Annotated in this window: 13 protein-coding genes; 8 read left to right on the top strand and 5 right to left on the bottom strand. The window is 40.6% G+C overall.

Going from position 1 to position 18,773, the window contains the following annotated elements; genetic code table 11:
• Nucleotides 1-11: 11 nt before the first annotated feature.
• Both KO530_RS10250 and sixA read right to left on the bottom strand, forming a co-directional pair.
• Complete coding sequence (locus KO530_RS10250) at nt 12-191, bottom strand: hypothetical protein (RefSeq protein ID WP_216048320.1); 180 nt, start codon at nt 189-191, stop codon at nt 12-14.
• Between the two features lie 74 nt (nt 192-265).
• A complete protein-coding gene (gene sixA, locus KO530_RS10245; RefSeq protein WP_216048319.1) occupies nt 266-745 on the bottom strand; it encodes a phosphohistidine phosphatase SixA in 480 nt (159 codons plus the stop codon).
• A 355-nt stretch (nt 746-1,100) separates the two neighbouring features.
• Between sixA and KO530_RS10240 the strand changes: the two genes are divergently transcribed.
• The 3 genes from KO530_RS10240 to KO530_RS10230 all read left to right on the top strand — a co-directional run bounded on the left by KO530_RS10240 (nt 1,101) and on the right by KO530_RS10230 (nt 9,240).
• Nucleotides 1,101-3,866 carry an insulinase family protein gene (locus KO530_RS10240; protein WP_216048318.1) on the top strand — a complete coding sequence of 922 codons (2,766 nt, stop codon included), beginning with the start codon at nt 1,101-1,103 and terminating at the stop codon, nt 3,864-3,866.
• Nucleotides 3,867-4,176: 310 nt separating this feature from the next.
• Nucleotides 4,177-8,661: an EAL domain-containing protein gene (locus tag KO530_RS10235; RefSeq protein ID WP_216048579.1), complete on the top strand. Its 4,485-nt coding sequence runs from the start codon at nt 4,177-4,179 to the stop codon at nt 8,659-8,661.
• A 348-nt stretch (nt 8,662-9,009) separates the two neighbouring features.
• Nucleotides 9,010-9,240, top strand: a complete 231-nt coding sequence (locus KO530_RS10230; RefSeq protein ID WP_216048317.1) for a hypothetical protein — start codon at nt 9,010-9,012, stop codon at nt 9,238-9,240.
• A gap of 79 nt (nt 9,241-9,319) precedes the next feature.
• Here KO530_RS10230 and KO530_RS10225 read toward each other — a convergent pair whose 3' ends face one another.
• The 3 genes from KO530_RS10225 to fadI form a co-directional block, all read right to left on the bottom strand.
• Complete coding sequence (locus KO530_RS10225; RefSeq protein WP_216048316.1) at nt 9,320-9,517, bottom strand: hypothetical protein; 198 nt, start codon at nt 9,515-9,517, stop codon at nt 9,320-9,322.
• A gap of 192 nt (nt 9,518-9,709) precedes the next feature.
• The gene (gene fadJ / locus KO530_RS10220; protein WP_216048315.1) at nt 9,710-11,899 is read right to left on the bottom strand and encodes a fatty acid oxidation complex subunit alpha FadJ; all 2,190 of its coding nucleotides are present in this window, start codon (nt 11,897-11,899) and stop codon (nt 9,710-9,712) included.
• 10 nt (nt 11,900-11,909) lie between these two features.
• A complete protein-coding gene (gene fadI / locus KO530_RS10215; RefSeq protein ID WP_216048314.1) occupies nt 11,910-13,220 on the bottom strand; it encodes an acetyl-CoA C-acyltransferase FadI in 1,311 nt (436 codons plus the stop codon).
• A gap of 255 nt (nt 13,221-13,475) precedes the next feature.
• On the opposite strand from fadI, the gene KO530_RS10210 reads away from it, so the two are divergent.
• The 5 genes from KO530_RS10210 to KO530_RS10190 are packed head-to-tail and all read left to right on the top strand — an operon-like array spanning nt 13,476 to nt 18,773.
• Entirely contained in the window at nt 13,476-14,432 is a 957-nt protein-coding gene (locus KO530_RS10210; RefSeq protein WP_216048313.1) for an AAA family ATPase, read from the top strand.
• A gap of 10 nt (nt 14,433-14,442) precedes the next feature.
• Nucleotides 14,443-15,390, top strand: coding sequence for a DUF58 domain-containing protein (locus tag KO530_RS10205; protein WP_216048312.1), 948 nt, complete (start codon nt 14,443-14,445; stop codon nt 15,388-15,390).
• On the top strand, nt 15,387-15,893 hold the full coding sequence (locus KO530_RS10200) for a DUF4381 domain-containing protein (RefSeq protein WP_216048311.1): 507 nt from the start codon (nt 15,387-15,389) through the stop codon (nt 15,891-15,893). The genes KO530_RS10205 and KO530_RS10200 overlap by 4 nt, the downstream gene beginning before the upstream one ends.
• A complete protein-coding gene (locus KO530_RS10195) occupies nt 15,886-16,890 on the top strand; it encodes a vWA domain-containing protein (RefSeq protein ID WP_216048310.1) in 1,005 nt (334 codons plus the stop codon). Before KO530_RS10200 ends, KO530_RS10195 begins: the two co-directional genes overlap by 8 nt.
• A complete protein-coding gene (locus tag KO530_RS10190) occupies nt 16,887-18,773 on the top strand; it encodes a vWA domain-containing protein (RefSeq protein WP_216048309.1) in 1,887 nt (628 codons plus the stop codon). Before KO530_RS10195 ends, KO530_RS10190 begins: the two co-directional genes overlap by 4 nt.

Below are 18,773 nucleotides of genomic sequence, written 5' to 3'. Positions count from 1 at the left end.
TACTTTCCGTATTAAGATTGTTTTTGTGCACGCTTGAGTAGGATGGCTTGCTTCATTTTCTCTACGTTTTCGTTAAGTTTTGCTAAGCGCACGTAAATATTCTCCAACTCATCATCATGAGTTAGTTGCGATTGTTCCACGTGCTGCTGCAATGCCTGCTGTAAGTAAGCAGGTAAACTTTTACTAGACATAGGCCTCCCCTCAGATTTTTATCGGAATAAAACGCAAAAACTGTAGGATATTGAAGCGGAATTTAGCAGATATATTATTTAGGGGTGTATGTTTTAACGATGTGACCTTTCGACTCTTCAACATTATAGTCAATACAAACAATTGTACCGGTAGAAAACATTCTCAATTCATCTATTTCACACATCTCATCAACCAGATAACTGACAAATGGCATATGGCTAACTAAAAGCAATCCAGTAACATTTGGGTGTTGTTCAGCAAATTGGTCAATAGAATAATGTAATGCCTGACAATTGCCGCTAGGCACTAAATCTGAATTAGAGCGTATATCAACAATCTTTGTCGCAAGGTTTACTTGCTGAAATGTTTGTTGCGCCCTTACAAATGGGCTCACCATGGCGTGGCTTAGTGGTACCTTTGACTCTTCTGCAAACGATTGCAGCCAATTCCCACTTTGCTTAGCCTGAGAAATACCATAGTCATTTAACGGTCTTAATTGATCATTTTGCAAAGATGGTTTGGCTTCACCATGGCGCATCACAAAAATGTACATAATTGGTCCATATTACGAGAGCTTTCAACACAAACTATTGTGCAGATTGTTATGAATATCAATATTGCCTGAATTCAATTTCATATAGTAGAGTCGAAATGCAATAAAAACGATATGTTTTAGAGGTTTATTTTTTAATTTAGACAAAATAGCTGTTAAGGGTAAGTTAACTACTCATTTATTGAGATTTAAAGTCGATATGAATAATTAAGCACGAAAAATAAACAGGTTCAATTCGTTTCTACTTTTTCATTTTTCCAATTCGTCATTTTTTAATAAACAAATTCAGCCAGTTTATTTAAAAAAATTTTTATTGAGTTATGCTTGTTATCAAACTTCCAAGAAGGTGATCTAGTTGCAGCTAAGTATAAACGACAAACGGGCCTATCTACAGGTTACACTTGCCAATGGCCTGCGAGTATTATTAGTGAATGATGCTGATTGTCGAAAATCTGCAGCAGCAGTGTGCGTTCAAGCCGGACATTTTGATGATCCGGCTGACATTCATGGCCTAGCCCATTTACTTGAACATATGCTATTTAATGGCAGTGAGATGTTTCAAGATGCAGACAACTTAGATAAATTCCTTTCGCCCCATAGCGGCAGTGTTAACGCTTATACCGGCACGGAATTTTCGAATTACCATTTCGATGTATCACATACATATTTGCCAGAGGGGCTGCAGCGATTTGCTGACATGCTGTTTAACCCGCTATTTAGCAAAAAGGCAATCGACAAAGAAATAAAAGCCATTGATGCTGAGTTCAACTTAAAAATACATGACGATTTGCGACGCCTCTACCAAGTACACAAAGAAACATGCAATCCAAATCACCCATTTAGTAAATTTTCAGTGGGTAACGGAGAAACGTTCTGCGCGCACTCCATAGAAAAAATTCAAAGTGCGCTAATTGAGCTGCATAAAAAGCACTATATACCCAACAATATGACCTTATGTGTTGTCAGTAACATGTCTTTAGAAGAACAACAAAAATGTGTAGAAGACAGGTTTGGCACAATCAAATCTGGTAGTGATTTTGAGCGCCCCACGCCACCACCTTTGTATTTGCCAAACCAGTTGGGTGTCAAAATAAGTATTAAACCGATCAAAGATGCGCGCCGCTTAATAATTAGTTTCGCATTACCAGACATGCAACATTATTGTGATTCAAAACCACTGGAATTTATTAGTCATTTATTAGGGGATGAGGGTAAAGGTAGTCTACTGACGCATTATAAGCGCATGAATTGGGCGACTAACCTAAGTGCTGGAGGCGGCATCAATGGAACTGGCTTCAAAGATTTTAATGTCAATTTACAACTTACTGAAGTCGGCAAAGACAATATTTCAGAAGTGCTAAATAGTCTATTTTATTACCTCAAGCTCATTCGCAATAATGCACTTGACGAATGGCGCATTAAAGAGAAAGCCATTTTAGGAAAATTGGCTTTTGACCACATCGAAAATGCAAAACCCTTAGATGACGCAGTACAATTTTCCAATTTAATGTTTCACTACCCTGAAGCCGATATTTTAACAGGTGATTATTTAATTACCGATTTTTCAGTGCAACCAATTGAGACTTGCTTAACTTTCATGAGTCCAGAGAATATGCGCTTGAAGTTAATCAGTAAAGACGTGCAAACAAACAAAGTTGCACGTTGGTACGAAACCCCTTATGCGATTGAATCTATAGATGGGAATTTATTAAAAGCACTGTCGACACCTAGCGACCTCGATGACGTTCATTTGCCTCCCCCCAATCCATACATAACAGAATCCTGTGAACTGGTAGACGTGGATGACAAATATCTCTTACCTAGCAAAATTTTGCATGAGCAAAACTTACAGGTATGGTTTGCGCAGGATTCACTGTTTAGTCAACCCAAAGGAGATTGCTTTATTTCGTTTGATTGCGAGGCAGTTACCCAAGGGGCCAAAATTTCGGCCTACAAGCGTTTATGGGTTGCATTGATGGTGGAGCATTTAAACGACCAATTTTACCATGCCGGTGTTGCTGGGTTGCATTATCATTTGTATGCGCATCAAGGTGGTTTTTCTATTCACACAAATGGTTTTTCGCACAACCAACTTGAACTCAGTATAAATATTTTAAATCAAGTGATGGCCGACGTTGATCTAAAACCGCTGTTTGAACAGGTAAAACACAAACAACTTCAAAACTTACAAAATTCACTATTAAATAAACCGATTAACCGTTTGTTTTCGCGGCTTTCAGGCTTAATTCAGCGCTTTACTTATGCGCCACTAGAATTATTACCACTGGTTGAAAATGCCACAATAGAAGATATCTACTGGCTCAAAGAGCAATTATTTAAAAATTACTCGGTTGAGGCGTTTGTGTTTGGCAATTGGACAATGCAACAATCTAAGCAGTTTGCAAGTAGATTGAAAGATATGCCTAAACCTAGTCAAACGGGAAGTCAAATAAAGCGTGAAGTAGTTGATTTAAAGCATACTATTCACTATAAAAATCAGGTAATGAGTCAACACCCAGATTCTGCAGTAGTGCTTTATTTACAAACACCTACAGCCTCAATTAAAGATGTTGCGTTAACCATTTTAGTGGAACAGCTATTGGCCTCACCCTTTTTTCATGAAATTCGAAATGAAAAACAATTAGGTTACTTGGTTGGCAGTGGTTATTTACCCCTTAATCAACACCCCGGCATGGTTTTTTATGCACAATCACCTAATTTCAGCGCGAAACAAATTTTGATTGAAATACAGAGTTTCCTTGCACAAATCACTGCAAGCATAGATGACTATGAAGAAGTTTGGTCGCACGTTAGAACCAGCGTGTCTAAACAGTTGCAAGGTAATGACACCAATCTAACCGCTAAAGCACAAAGGTTATGGCTTGCCATCGGTAACCAAGACCTTGAGTTTAATTTACAGACAGCAATAGCAAAAGCCCTTTTTTCATTAACCTTTGACGACATCAAGACCTTCTGTCAACTACTGATAGCGCCTGCAAATGTTGGGACCCTCGTACTATATTGTTGTGGAGATAAAAATAAGCCGGAAGATATTCCAGCAGATGGCAAAGAGATCGATGATTTAACGGCGTTTAAACATCAAGCAAGTTACATTATCTAAATTTTGAGGTTGCGCAAAGTGACATGGCGCTTAACTACCATCACTTCCAATTTGCATGTTCCTGACTTTTTAAACCAGTATTTTAGAACGGTTTTTAAACGAAAATGTAAATATTTGTTATTTAAACGGTAAAGAAGTCACTCAGAACTTGTACAGTGCACTTAAATTGGGCATATTAGCTACCTTAGTTCATCACATTGTCATTGCTTTTTATGAAAATAATAATAATAAAAAAACAAAATGCATTTGAGATAGGTGAAACATCGATTTGAGACGATTATTTCAGTCTACTGGGCTAATCGCATTAATCATGCTTTTGTCCTTATCCTATTCTAAATCCTACGCCAATGTAGCAGATATTCAGCTTCGTAATTTCTCGGTGCAACAAGGCCTGTCTCAAAGAACCGTATTAGATATTATTGAAGATAAAGATGGATACATTTGGTTCGCCACAGTCGATGGCTTGAACCGTTTTGACGGCACAGATTTCAAACAATATACCCCTAAATTACCAGACGAAAAACAGTTTCCCATTGAAGTGATTCGAAAATTATTTATCGATTCCAACAATAACCTATGGTTTTCAAGTATGGGGGCAATTGCCAGGTACCTACCGGAAAAAGATGATTTCCAAGTGTATGGCCGAAAGAACTCTAATTTAAAATCCAATATATTTTGGGCTATTGGTGAAACCAAACAAGGTAAATTACTTTTTTCAGGTGAAACATCACTTTACGAATATAACCCAGAATTAGATGACTTTACTGTCGTTGAATTTAGTAACGGTGCTAAATTAAATGACTCAGTAAGAACTATTTACGCTGAAGACGATATTATTTGGTTAGGTACTGAAAAAAGCGGCATTTATGCTATCGACCCAAAAACTAACTATTTATACAATTTACAAGAGAAAAACCCCTGGAATATTCAGTTAAATGCGAAAACCCTGTTTGATATAGTAAAAATTGATAACCAGTATTGGTTAGGTACTTCGGTTGGCGCTATTGTTTTATCAGAAGATTACCAGATAGAGTTACAACTGGATGCCTTGCGAAATGATCAACTGAAAATTATTAACAACACTGTTCGTACCATAGTACAAAGCGATGATGGCAACGTTTGGTTAGGTACCACAGATGGTATCAGTATTTATGATAGTAGAGAGCAGTCAGTATTTTCCATTGACCGAGATAATGGGAAATACATAGGGTTAATTAACACAATCATTATTAAAGCTTATAAAAGTAGTAATAATTCAATTTGGTTTGGTACACATGCGGCAGGTCTTTTCCAATATCATAAATTGTTTTCCGCGATTAAACATTTCAAAATAGTTAATGATAATTTGCCGGGCATTAGTAATAGTGTCTGGGGGTTTGCAGATAACGGTGATAAAACTATATGGATAGCTCCGTTAAGTGGAGGAGTCAGTCTATATAATATCCAAACAGGTGAATTTAGACGCTTTTTGCAAGAATCCACTACTCTCGTCTGGGATGTGGAGGTTGATGCAGAAAAACGCTTGTGGCTGGCCACTGATACCGGTATTCATGTTTATGAATTCAAAGATGACAATTTAAATCATGTAAAAACGTTATTTTCAGGAACACCGATAACCGAATTAGAGCCGATGCAAGAGCAGTTCTGGGTAAAAGACATTAAGGAGCATTCTTTTTTAGTCGATGCTAAAGACCTAGCCAAAACACCAACAGAAATATCTTATAAAGGCTTGAATAGTGGAGTGATAGCCCAACTGCTTTTAGATAGCCAAAACAATATATGGCTAAAAACTGATGCAGGCATTGTTGTTACCGATCAAAACTACGCAAACTCTACTCGTATCTTATTACAAAACAATTTAGACGAAGATCAACCCGTGGTTTATAACGTTCATGAAACGGCTGATGCGTTTTGGGCGTCCACAGGAAAACACGGAATTTTCAAACTTGATAAAAAAACATATGCCCCGATAGAACAGATCCACCCCCGTGGATATAACGTGAGAGGCATTGTCGTAAATTCCGTACTAGATACCCAAAATCAAACATCGGTATGGCAATGTAGTCAATCAGAAATTTGGCAAATTTCATTGGAAACAGGTGAGATATTACAGTTAATTCCTCGACAAACTTTGGATTACAATGATTTGAACCAAGGCGCCACCTTGATGACAGCAGAAGGTATGTTGTTTTTTGGTGGCACAGATGGCTTCCATGTTTTTAATCCCCAAAAACTCACAGATTTAACGCTGGGAAATAGCGGAACAGCATCCCCCTTACCAACTTTAAGTCCGCCCAAAATCACTGAATTATGGATTCACAATAAACCTGTAGCTATCGGTGTTGAAGGCTCGCCATTAACTAAACCCTTGAGTTTAACTAGTTCTATCTCTTTGTCTTACGAAAACATTCCATTTACTTTGTATTTCGATCATATTAATTCGTTGTATCAAAATGAGTTGAACTATCGTTATCGATTACTGGGTTGGCGAGATACCTGGATTGAAACCGGCAATAATGGAAGGTTTGCTTCCTTTTCCATTGAAACCTATGGAAACCATGTTTTTGAAGTCCAAGGACGTATTGGTGATGGGCCTTGGTCCAAGACCGCAAGACTTAACATAATGATTTCACCGCCGCTTTGGCTAGATACACCAGCCATGGCGTTGTATGGATTGTCCGCCATTCTTGTATTATTGCTGATGTTACGGCAATACAGGCGTAAACTGGCGGTACAAAATGCCATTAAAGAAAGTGAAGAACGTCTAAAGCTTACCCTTTGGAGCAGTGGAGATGAACTCTGGGATTGGGATGTTTACCGAGGGCAGGTATATCGTGCCAATACATGGGGAACGATGGATTTTCCGCAAGACGACATTCGTTCGAACAGTTCCTATCAAGCCAATATCCATCCCAATGATATGTTACGGGTTCAAGAAGCGCTAAAGACCCACATCGATAAAAAATCGGACTATTTCCAAGTTACCTATCGAGCTCGCACATTTAAAGGTGATTGGGTTTGGATTTTAGATAGAGGGATGATTGTCAAGCGGGATAATAATGATCAGCCGATTAGGATGACTGGTACCCTTAAGAATATCAGTCATTTAAAACAAGCCGAAGAACAGCTTAAACTTTACGAACGTTCAATTGAAACCATTTCTGACGGTGTGTTTATTGCCGATACAACCTTCCGCTTTATTTCAGTTAATCAGTCTTATTGTAATTACACCGGTGAAACCCGTGAGCAGGGTTTAGCTAGCTATCTTAAATTCAATCAATACCCGGAAGCTTTCACCGAGGAAGTGAAAAAAGCACTGCGTCAAAAAGGCAATTGGAATGGCGAAGTTGAATCTAGACGCGCCAATGGCGAACGCTATGAAATGGAATTGAATGTCGATGCGATCCATGGAGAAGATGGCAAAACAACTCATTATGTGGGTGTATTTTCGGATATCACTTCTCGTAAAAGCACCGAAAAAGAATTGTTGAAATTGGCCAATACTGATCCACTAACAGAAATGCCCAATCGATCTTTTTTCCAAGCTAGCCATCACAACCTAGTGCGTAAAGATGTGCCCCATGCGTTAGTGTGTTTAGACATGGACAACTTCAAAAAAATCAATGACTCTTTAGGCCACCAAACTGGTGATATTTTGATCAAGCAAATTGGTAAAAGGCTGCAAAAAATTACCGGCACCAATGCAACATGTTACCGCTTAGGCGGCGATGAATTTAGTATTCTAGTCGACCGCGAAGAAGATATGCAGCGCATTAACCATTATGCCCAGCGTATTTTAGATCAGATGGCCCACCCGTTTTTGATTAACAAACAAGAATTTGTTTTAGGGGCAAGTGTTGGTATCGCTTTCTATCCTGAAGATGGTACTTCAACTCAAGAGCTGTTAAAAAATTCTGATACTGCGATGTATTTTGCCAAAAATGCTGGCGGCAACAAATACCAATTCTTTAGCGGTGAAATGAACCAAAATGCAGTTCGCCAATTACAAATCGAAAACCTTATCCGCTATGGTTTGAAAGATGACTTGTTCACTGTTTTCTATCAACCTAAAGTTGATATCGCCACCGGCAGACTTGTAAGCATGGAAGCCTTAGTACGTTTTGAACACCCCGACAAAGGTATTGTCAGCCCAGCACAATTTATTCCCTTAGCAGAAGAAACGGGTCAAATCATTGACATTGGCGAGCAAGTACTTCGCAAAGCCTGTGAAGATACTAAACGTTGGGTTTCACAAGGGTTATTCACTGGGCGTGTAGCAGTGAATATCTCGGCTCGGCAATTTGAATTGCCGGATCTTGATGATCGTATTTCCCGTATACTACAAAAAGTAGGCTTATCACCGCTCCATTTAGAGTGTGAGATAACGGAAGGCACGCTAATGCAAAATCCAGAGCAAGCCTTGCAAATGATGCAAAGATTGCGTGAGAAGGGCATACACCTCGCGTTAGACGACTTTGGCACCGGCTATTCATCTTTAGCCTATTTGAAGAAGTTCCCGCTCAATACGCTGAAAATAGATAAAGCTTTTATTGATGACATCGCTATTAGTAGCGTAGACAAACATATGACCGCAGCAATAATTAATATTGCCCACAATCTAGGGTTAAAAGTAGTTGCTGAGGGCGTAGAACAAGAGAAACAGCTCGAAATTCTGAGCCTTTATGATTGTGAAATGTTGCAGGGCTACTTATATAGTAAACCCTTAAATGCCAAAAAGTTTGAAAAACTGTTGGCCGAAAATGTCCACATTAGCCAATTAATCGGCACGAATTAACCTACACTCCGGTTAATTCGTTATCTTCTAGGTATCACCAACCCGCTCGCTTGCTGACTAACAGTCAAAATTCCAACGCCAGAATATCGACTTTTGATATTAGTTGTGGAATTGACGTCCAATGATGAACTCTTAATTTTTAAAAAATCCTGCAAAAACAACAAAAATCCCAAACCATTGAATTATAAGGTTAATTCATTTGAATGTGAGGATTTCAACGCTCTAATCGGTAAAATATTTCAGCAAAAGTTAAAGTTGGCATATTCCTCGCAGATATATAAATGATTGACAAAAAATTGTCAGTTATAAAATTAAAATAATACAGAAGTATCAAAGAGGAACCGAAAGATGTTAAAAGCTTATGCTGTAGCACTAATGCTAACTACGACACCTACAAGCGCAAACTTAGATGGTGCCAATATAACCGAACAGCAAAAAACTGTATCGACTAGTTCAAACAAAGTCCTTAAGCCTGGTGGCGGTATTGGATTCGACACTAACAAGGTTCTTAAGCCTGGTGGCGGTATCGGATTCGATAATAATAAGGTTCTTAAGCCTGGTGGCGGTATTGGTTTTTAAGTGCTAATGCATTGGATTTTAGAATATGACAAGGACAGTATTTGAAAAAAGAGAGGTTATCCTCTCTTTTTTTTATGCCCTACACTCTTAGCAGAGAATTATTAAAACCACGAGATTGACGCAAAGCGACTCGTTGAGAAATTGAAAACATTGGTAAGATCATGGGACCAAACATAAGCCCTGCTAACGCCCACTTTTTCGCTGGTAACGCACTTTTGAAAGCTTCAACATAGTAATATACGCTAAACACTAAACAACTTATTATCGCTAAAATCATTTTCGCCCGCCTATGCATAGTTTCAATCGCGCAAATTATACTCAAGCAAACTTACAAAACTAGTAGTTTTAGAGGTTTCAACTAAAAAAGCCGAGCAAAGCCCGGCTTTTAACAATTTAATTACAAAAACAAACCCTTTAAGTAGACAATTCATTTACCAGTAATTTACATTCCATCAATAGATTCAGCAGCTCAATAGAAGGTTTCATCATTATCCGCCATCTCAACCAGTTTGGTTGCTGGAAGATATCTATCACCGAATTTACTGCTGTAATATTGTAAACGCTCGACAACAAATTTTGCGCCAAGCTTATCCATGTAATGGAAAGGACCACCAAGAAATGGCGGAAAACCAATACCAAAAATAGCGCCAATGTCACCATCTCGTGGATTACGAATCACACCTTCATGCAAACACATTGCCGCTTCATTTAGCATTAACATTACGCAACGTTCAGATATTTCAACTCCGCTCATGCGTTGTTCTGGTTTTATGCCCAAAAGCTCATAAACACTTTCATCAACTTCTTTTCCTGAATTCTTTCCGGAATAAGCGTAAAAACCACGTTTGTTCTTTTTGCCTTTACGATCATCAGCAAGCACCTTATCGAATGCATCTGCTGACTTAAATCGGTCACCAAATTGAGCCATTAAAATAGGTATTATTTTCGTGCCTACATCTATACCAACTTCATCTAACAACTTAACAGGCCCCACTGGGAAACCGAATTTAACTAAGGATTTATCAATATGCTCAATTGGCTCACCGGATAAGAGTATATTTGCCGCTTCATTCATATAAGGAGCTAGAATACGGTTGACGTAAAAGCCAGCTCCATCTTTAACCACAATAGGTGTTTTACCCTGTTTACGAGCCAGCTCCACCGTAGTTGAAATGGTTTTATCTGAGGTTTTATCATGGGCAATAACTTCAGCAAGCGGCATCTTGTCTACCGGTGAAAAGTAATGCAATCCAATAACTTGTTCTGGTCGAGCAGCCTTTTCAGCTATTTGAGCAATGGGAATTGACGATGTGTTAGAGGCAAATATCGTATTTTCATTACAATTCGCCTCTACATCACAGACCATGGACTGTTTTAACGCTAAGTCTTCAAAAACGGCCTCAATCACCACATCGGTATCTTTAAATCCTGCGTAATCAACACTCCCAGTCAATAAAGACATTTGCTGCTGCATTTCAGACTTTCGCATAAACCGGCGTTTAACCTTTTTATTTAAAAGATCAAAGGAGTATTTCATCGCATTAGCGACTCCCTCAGACCGGATATCTTTAATTCTGGCAGGTAACCCTGCTTTAGTAGCGGTAACAAACGCGATACCACCGCCCATCAATCCACCACCTAAGATACCCACTTTTTTCAACTGTCCAGGCTCAACACCGCTAACACCTGTTTCTTTTTTCATTTCCGTAGTTGCGAAAAAGATATTACGCAGTTGTTCAGATTCAGGGGTCATAACCAAATAAGCAAAGTTCTTAGCTTCTACCGCCATCCCTTCCTGTATGCCTTTATCAAAGCCTGTTTCAATACAATCAATAATTAATTCAGGAGCGGGATAATTGCCCTTAGTTTTACTTATGGTTTGTTTTCTTGCTTGTTTGAAAAGAGTATTTCGTCCAATTGACGTTTTTTCTAAGAATTGGCTCGCTAAATTCATTTTAACGGGTGTGCGTTGCGGTTTTGACTTCAACGCCATTTCTGTGGCCACCTCGAGCAGAATCGAACGTGGAACCATATCATCAACAATACCGTATTTTAGTCCTTGCTTAGCTCGTACTGCAGCACCAGTGAGCATCATTTTCATCGCTTGCTGGATACCAATTAATCGCGGCAAACGTTGCGTGCCGCCGCTTCCTGGAAGCAACCCAAGTTGCACCTCAGGCAAGCCCATTTGGGTTATTTTATCGTCAGTACATACTCTTGAATGACAAGCTAAGGCCAACTCAAGACCGCCACCTAGTGCCGGACCATGAATTGCAGCGACAAAATGCACTCGCATGTCTTCTATACGCTGAAAGATTTGTTGTCCGCCTGTGGCAATCGTCTCGACATCCTGAGCAGTCTCACAAGAGGCTAACATACTAATATCAGCACCCGCTATAAAGGAGTTTTCTTTGCCACTGACAACCACCACCCCCTTAATTTTACTATTGCTTTCGATTTCATCTAGCATTACTGAAATTTGATCTGCAAATTCCATTTTTAGCGTGTTCATCGACTCGCCAGGCACATCAATAGTTAATATAGCAACGCCATTGTCTTGTAGATCTAGAGTAAAGGCGCTATTTTGCTGAGATACTTTAGTCTCTTCAGATACTTGGCCCGCTTGAGTTAGTTCAGTTTCTTTATTCGCATTATCCACGTAATTCCCCTTACTCTGTTTCAACAATCATTGCAGCACCAAGGCCACCTGCAGCACACGCAGTCACTAAACCTGCACCACCGCCTTTGCGGTTAAGATCATTTAGCATTTGAGTGATCATCCGCGTACCGGTTGCTGCAAATGGGTGTCCGTAAGCAATTGAACTTCCCATTTGATTGAACTTGTCCATATCTATTTCACCAGTGGCTTTACTTCGCCCTAGCTTTTCTTGTGCAAATTTGTCGCTTGCAAACATTTTGATATTTGCCAGTGTTTGCGCAGCGAACGCTTCATGCATTTCTATTAATGTTAGGTCGTTTAAGGTCATCCCTGCTCTGTCCAATGCAATTGGTGACGCATAAGATGGTCCCATCAACATATCTTCCCAAACGTCTATGGCAGCAAACGCATAACTACGAATGTACCCTAACGGTTTATAGCCTAATTCTTTTGCGCGGCTTTCCGTCATCATCACGATTGCAGATGCGCCATCGGTTAATGGTGTTGCATTCGCAGCGGTTACTGTACCGTGTTTTTTATCAAAAACAGGGCGAAGCTTGGCATAGCCTTCTAACGTTGAATCGAAGCGCACATTGTTATCTTTTTCCAATGCCCCTTTGTATGGTTCGGCGTAAGCTGTCATGACTTCATCGTCTAAAAAGCCTTCATTCCAGCTCTTAGCTGCCAAGGAATGAGAACGATGAGCTAAGGCATCTTGTTCCTGTCGTGAAATGTTATGGGTTTTAGCCATTTGCTCGGCTGTCTGTCCCATTGATAAACCAGTGGAATATTCAGCTACTGCGGGCGGAACAGGCAATAAATCTTTGAATCCAAGCTTTTTAAACACATTCCACTTCTGACCAAGTGTTTTGGTTTTTTGCAGATCGGTAAGCGCTCTAGCAAGAGGTTTTGAAACCCCAATAGGCGACACTGAAGTTGAGTCAGCTCCGCCAGCAATACCAACGGCGATGTTTCCTGCCATCATAGATTCAGCAATATTGACTGTGGCTTGAAAACTAGTCGCACAAGCTCTGGAAACGGAATACGCATCAGTATGCACGTTCATGCCAGTGCCAAGTACAATTTCTCTAGCAATGTTTGGCGCTTCAGGCATTTGCACAACTTGGCCATAAACAAGTTGCTCCACTAAATTGGGATCCAAATTATTGCGTGTAATCATCTCGTTGACGACTAATTTCCCCAAATCAACAGCGGGTACGCCATGAAAATAGGTCGCCATTTTCGCAAAAGGAGTCCGTAGACCCGCCACTATAGCGATCCTATCGCCACTGCGAGTAGTAACTGTTTGTTTTGCTGACATTATTTGTCCTCGTATTTTTGCCGGCCAGAGTGGTCTGACCTGTAATGTATGAGCCAATTGTACAGAGTGTTAGATAAAATTCAAATTCTAGTTAACAAATTAGCTTTTCGCATAGATTCCCGATTAATTTGGCAATTTGTAACATTGTATTTCGAAAAGGGAACCTTATATAAAAGGATGTGTCACTATGTAGCACCAAATGCACATCGCATTTATCTGATGTACACCCTTTTTCATCGTAGTTAGGACAAATTAATGGCAGTTGAACAATTCAAGCGATTACAAGCGTATCTTGATTCGCAGGTGATCGGACAAAATAACCTAACCCACAACATTATGATCGCCTTGTTGGCAAATGGGCATTTGTTGGTTGAAGGCCCTCCAGGTTTGGCTAAAACACGAGCGGTAAATGCTTTAGCGCAGGGGATTGAAGGTGATTTTCACCGTGTTCAATTTACGCCCGACCTGCTTCCTGCCGATTTGACCGGGACTGATATTTATCGTCCTGAAACCGGAGAGTTCGTTTTTCAGAAAGGTCCTTTGTTCCATAACTTAGTACTTGCTGACGAAATCAACCGAGCACCGGCTAAGGTTCAATCAGCATTACTTGAAGCCATGGCAGAAAAACAAATCACCGTGGGTAATAAGACCTACCCTCTTTCAGATTTATTTTTGGTAATGGCAACTCAGAACCCGATTGAACAAGAAGGTACCTATCCATTACCTGAAGCTCAGCTAGACCGCTTTTTAATGCACTTAGAAATTGATTATCCTGGGGCCGAGACAGAGTTAGAGATTTTGCGTTTAACGCGGGATGAAGCCATTGGCAGTCAAAAAATCAATTCTGATATTATGAATCAAGCGGATATTTTTGCGGCACGTAAAGAAGTATTGCAGATTCATTTAGCAGAATCTTTAGAAAAGTATCTTGTAGAGCTCATCATTGCCACTCGGACACCGGAAAAATATGATCCACAACTGGCTAATTGGATTGAATTTGGGGCCAGTCCACGGGCAACCATTGCGTTAGATAAGTGCGCAAGAGCACATGCTTGGTTAATGGGGAGAGACTTTGTGGGTCCCGATAATATTCGTGCAGTATTCCACAATGTATTACGCCACAGGTTATTACTAAGCTATGAAGCCGAGGCTGAAGGCGTCGATGCGAATCAGCTATTAGACCGTATTTTAACGCTTGTTCCAGTACCATAGACCTTATCCTATGCAAGATGTATCAAACTGGTTGACCCGGTTAAATGCTGATGGTGTTAGTTTAAACATCAAACAGCTACTGTATTACCAAAAAAAGACTAGCCTACTCAACTTGGCGCCCCGTAAAACCATCCAATCAAAATTGGCGGGAAGTTATTTGGCGAAAACCAAAGGCCGGGGAATGGAGTTTGATGAAGCGCGACATTATCAACCTGGTGACGATATACGAGCCATTGATTGGCGAGTCACCGCCCGTTCTGGAAAAACCCATACAAAGCTATATAGGGAAGAAAAAGAACGCCCCATTTTTATTTTGGCAGATCTATCGCCTAACATGCACTTTGGCACTCAATTACTCTATAAGTCGGTGCAAGTTGCTCATTTAGCGGCATTGATTGCATGGTCTGCGACAAATCGTGGCGATCGAATTGGTGGCCTGGTGTTTAATCAACACCAACACCGAGAATTCAAACCACTGACTAGGAAAAAGGCTGTTCTAGGATTACTACACGGATTAGTAGAGGTTCATCAACCTGATGATTTACAACCTGGAAACTTCCAATTTTCTGATGCTTGTGCACGCTTGAGAAGACTAGTTCACCCTGGTAGCTTAGTCTTTGTACTAAGTGATTTTCAAAATCTCAACGAAGCAGCGAAACAGCACCTGAGTCGTATATCAAGGCACAGTGAAGTAGTGGCTTATTCCATCACCGACCCCTTTGAACATGATTTGCCCAAAGTATCAAATTCACAAACGGTTGAAGTTACCGATGGCGTTGATCAGCAAACGTTAGTGTTAGGAGAAAAAACCGTTTCTCAACAATATCATCGATCTCATCAACGTCAATTTGAACAAATATCACGCACCTTGCAGCAATGCAAAACCCAGTTATTAAATGTTAGTGCTGCGGTTCCTATCGAACAACAGCTAGTTGAAAAGCGTGGAGAAATTGCATGAATCCGCTAGATCAGTTAGCCGACATTCAACTTCCCCAAGAGGTCAGTATCTGGCCTTTAGCCTGGGGATGGTGGGTATCAGCTATTTTGGTTTTGTTAATCTTAGTTAGCATTATTTATGGCGTTCGACACTACATACTTCATCGTCGAGCCAAAAAAGCAGCACTTTTGGCGCTATCAGCTATCGATTTAAACCAACAAAATGCGATTTCGCAAATCAATATTGTGCTAAAACGAGCGGCCTTAAGTTATTTTCCTCAAGAGCAAATAGCCTCGCTTCACGGGCAACAATGGAGCGCATTTTTAAGCAGTCAATTATCTGCAAAACAACAACAGAGTTTTCAACATGAAATTCAAGAATTTGTTGATTTACTGTATCGAGATGCGCCTAACAAAGATGTTAATAAAGCGGCCCTAACGGCTAAAACGTGGTTGCAATCGGCATTACCACCTAAACGAAAATCCAATCGCCCGGTGCTGATTGAGGAGGCTCCTAATGTTTGAGTTTGCTTGGTGGTGGGCATTGTTCGCATTACCGTTGCCGTTGCTTGCATTGTTACTGCCCAAAAAGGAAAGACAGCAAGGAGCTGCTTTACGCGTCCCAGCGTTAACGGCAAATTTGGCAACCAATAACAAAAAAACCGGCCCGAATCGAATCAATTTGATAATCGCCATTTTGGCCTGGATAGCATTAGTTATCGCAGCCGCTCGTCCACAATGGTTAGGCGAGCCTGTTAACATTCCATCTGAAGGACGGGATTTAATGCTAGCGGTAGATTTATCCGGCAGTATGAATCAAGAAGATATGGTGGTGAATGGCCGTCGAGTAAATCGCTTAATCATGATTAAAAGCGTACTCAGTGATTTTATCGAAAGACGGGTTGGTGACAGGTTAGGTTTAATATTATTTGCCGACACAGCTTATTTACAAGCTCCACTAACCTATGACAGAAAAACGGTTGAGCAACTGCTACTTGAAAGTCAGATTGGCTTAGTTGGCGAACAAACGGCAATTGGCGATGCAATTGGATTGTCTATAAAACGTTTTGCCAACCGAGAAGAATCGAACAAAGTGATCATTTTATTGACCGACGGACAAAACACTGCGGGCAATATTACTCCGGCACAAGCCAACGAACTGGCCATAAACAATGATGTAACCGTATACACGATAGGGGTTGGCGCAGATTCTATGATAACCCAAGGTTTTTTTGGGCAGCGTCGAACGAACCCATCGAGAGATTTGGATGAAAAAATGCTAACTGAACTTGCCGAGTCCACGGGCGGCCAATACTTCAGAGCCAAAGATACCCAGTCTTTACAGCAAATTTATTCTATTTTGGATGCTCTAGAGCCCATTGAACGAGAAAACCGCCAGATGCGCCCGTTGCAAGCGTTATATTTTTATCCGCTAGCATTGGCACTTATTTTCAGTTTTTTAATTGCCTTAAATAGTTCTCTAGGATGGATAAAACAACGATTTTTGGGGAGGCTACAATGATTAATTTAGACAGCTTCCATTTTTTACGACCTGAATGGTTTTTTGCATTAATCCCACTGCTGTTATTACTGATTTTATTGATGAACATACACAGACGTCAATCTGGTTGGCAGTCAGTTGTAGCAAGTCACCTTTATCAGCACCTTATATCTGAAAAAGGCAACAGCCAAAGGCGTCCACCATTAAGCTTAGTGGCTTTAGGCTGGATAATTGCCGTTACCGCGTTGGCTGGACCAAGCTGGGAAAGGCTCCCTCAGCCGGTTTTTCAACTCAATGCTGGCAAAGCAGTAGTGCTAGACATGTCCATGTCGATGCGCTCCACAGACTTAACGCCAGACAGATTGACCCGTGCAAAATACAAAGCTATTGATTTAATTAATGAAATTTCTGAAGGTGATGTTGGATTAGTCGCCTATGCGGGCGATGCTTTTACCATTAGTCCGTTAAGTTCAGATGCGCAGAACCTAACAGCTTTACTACCAAGCCTAACGCCAGAAATTATGCCGGTATCAGGCAGTGAACCCTATCTAGGTCTCAAAATGGCGGCCGAATTACTCAAAAATGCTGGTTTTTTAGAGGGCGATATATTTTGGATAACCGACGGTGTGGAAGTTTCACAATTAGCCGAATTGAATACTTATATTGAAAGCCTTCCCTATCGTATTTCCATTTTGGGAGTGGGCACAGCTGAAGGTGCTCCTATTCAATTGCTTGATGGTGACTTTTTGAAAGACAATAGAGGCGCCATAGTTATCCCTAAAATGGATGCACAAATATTGTCAGGTTTAGCCCGCAAAAGCGGTGGAAAGTTTTATGCGATTACAGCAAATGACAGTGATATTAAATATTTAACGGAGCAAAGCCTGATAAATCACGAAACAATTTCAAACAAAGATGACAATGAACAGTTTGGTGATGAATGGCAAGAAGCCGGTCCTTATCTGCTTTTGCTGTTGTTACCGCTCGCCGCTTTGGCTTTTCGAAGAGGTTATGTTGCGATATTTTTAGTTACCTTGGTAACCAGTTCATTGGCGCCCCAACCCGCCTTTGCAAATACCTGGCAAGACTGGTTTAAAAACAGAGATCAACGCGGTTTAGAGTCTCTGCAAAAGCAAGATTATGAGCAAGCAGCAAACGAGTTTGAAAGTCCTATGTGGCAAGGCGCAGCGCTTTACAAACAAGGTAATTATCAAGCCGCTTTGGATGCATTTTCAAAAGCTGAAGGCCCACAAGCACTATACAATCAAGGCAATGCACTGGCACAGTTGGGCGAATTAGATGAGGCCATACAAAGGTATGATGAAGCTCTTGCGCAACAACCTGATCATGCAGATGCGTTGAAAAACAAAGAGATACTCGAACAACTAAAAGAACAGCAAGAGCAAGAACAACAAAACCAACAGCAAGATCAACAAGGTGACGACTCTGAAGAGCAGCAATCTGAAGATCAACAGTCGCAGCAACAACAAGACTCGCAAGATCAACAGAACCAAGACCAGCAAAGTCAAGAGTCTCAGCAAGAGCAGCAAGAGCAACAAAATCAAGAACAGCAAGATCAGTCTCAAAATGAACAAGATGCTGAACAAAACCAACAAGATGATTCCGAACAACAAGACGAATCTGAACAACAAAACGAGTCAGAGCAACAGCAGGACCCGTCACAACAAGAGCAACAGACTGAACAAGAACAGCAAGCTGCACAGCAGGTGCAAGAAGCAGAAGAATCAATGACGGATGAGGAGCGTGAAGAAATGCAAAGAATGCAAAATTTGCTCAATCGCGTCCCCGATGATCCGTCCTATTTACTCAAGCGCAAAATGCTGCTGGAAAATCAACAACGACGTCGTCAACGTACGCCAAGCCAGTCGAAGAGGAATTGGTAA

This window comes from Aliiglaciecola lipolytica (genome assembly GCF_018860635.1).
In the GTDB taxonomy this organism is placed as follows: Bacteria; Pseudomonadota; Gammaproteobacteria; order Enterobacterales; family Alteromonadaceae; genus Aliiglaciecola; species Aliiglaciecola lipolytica_A.
The sequence above is the reverse complement of the archived record's forward strand: the minus strand, read 5'-3'. Positions and strand labels throughout refer to the sequence as shown.

Excerpts from the sequence above, each read along its gene's own strand:
- KO530_RS10225 (WP_216048316.1), bottom strand. The coding sequence starts at position 9,517 with ATGATTTTAGCGATAATAAGTTGTTTAGTGTTTAGCGTATATTACTAT.
- KO530_RS10250 (WP_216048320.1), bottom strand. The coding sequence starts at position 191 with ATGTCTAGTAAAAGTTTACCTGCTTACTTACAGCAGGCATTGCAGCAG.
- KO530_RS10235 (WP_216048579.1), top strand. The coding sequence starts at position 4,177 with ATGCTTTTGTCCTTATCCTATTCTAAATCCTACGCCAATGTAGCAGAT.
- KO530_RS10195 (WP_216048310.1), top strand. The coding sequence starts at position 15,886 with ATGTTTGAGTTTGCTTGGTGGTGGGCATTGTTCGCATTACCGTTGCCG.
- KO530_RS10230 (WP_216048317.1), top strand. The coding sequence starts at position 9,010 with ATGTTAAAAGCTTATGCTGTAGCACTAATGCTAACTACGACACCTACA.
- sixA (WP_216048319.1), bottom strand. The coding sequence starts at position 745 with ATGTACATTTTTGTGATGCGCCATGGTGAAGCCAAACCATCTTTGCAA.
- KO530_RS10205 (WP_216048312.1), top strand. The coding sequence starts at position 14,443 with ATGCAAGATGTATCAAACTGGTTGACCCGGTTAAATGCTGATGGTGTT.
- KO530_RS10210 (WP_216048313.1), top strand. The coding sequence starts at position 13,476 with ATGGCAGTTGAACAATTCAAGCGATTACAAGCGTATCTTGATTCGCAG.
- fadI (WP_216048314.1), bottom strand. The coding sequence starts at position 13,220 with ATGTCAGCAAAACAAACAGTTACTACTCGCAGTGGCGATAGGATCGCT.
- KO530_RS10190 (WP_216048309.1), top strand. The coding sequence starts at position 16,887 with ATGATTAATTTAGACAGCTTCCATTTTTTACGACCTGAATGGTTTTTT.
- KO530_RS10200 (WP_216048311.1), top strand. The coding sequence starts at position 15,387 with ATGAATCCGCTAGATCAGTTAGCCGACATTCAACTTCCCCAAGAGGTC.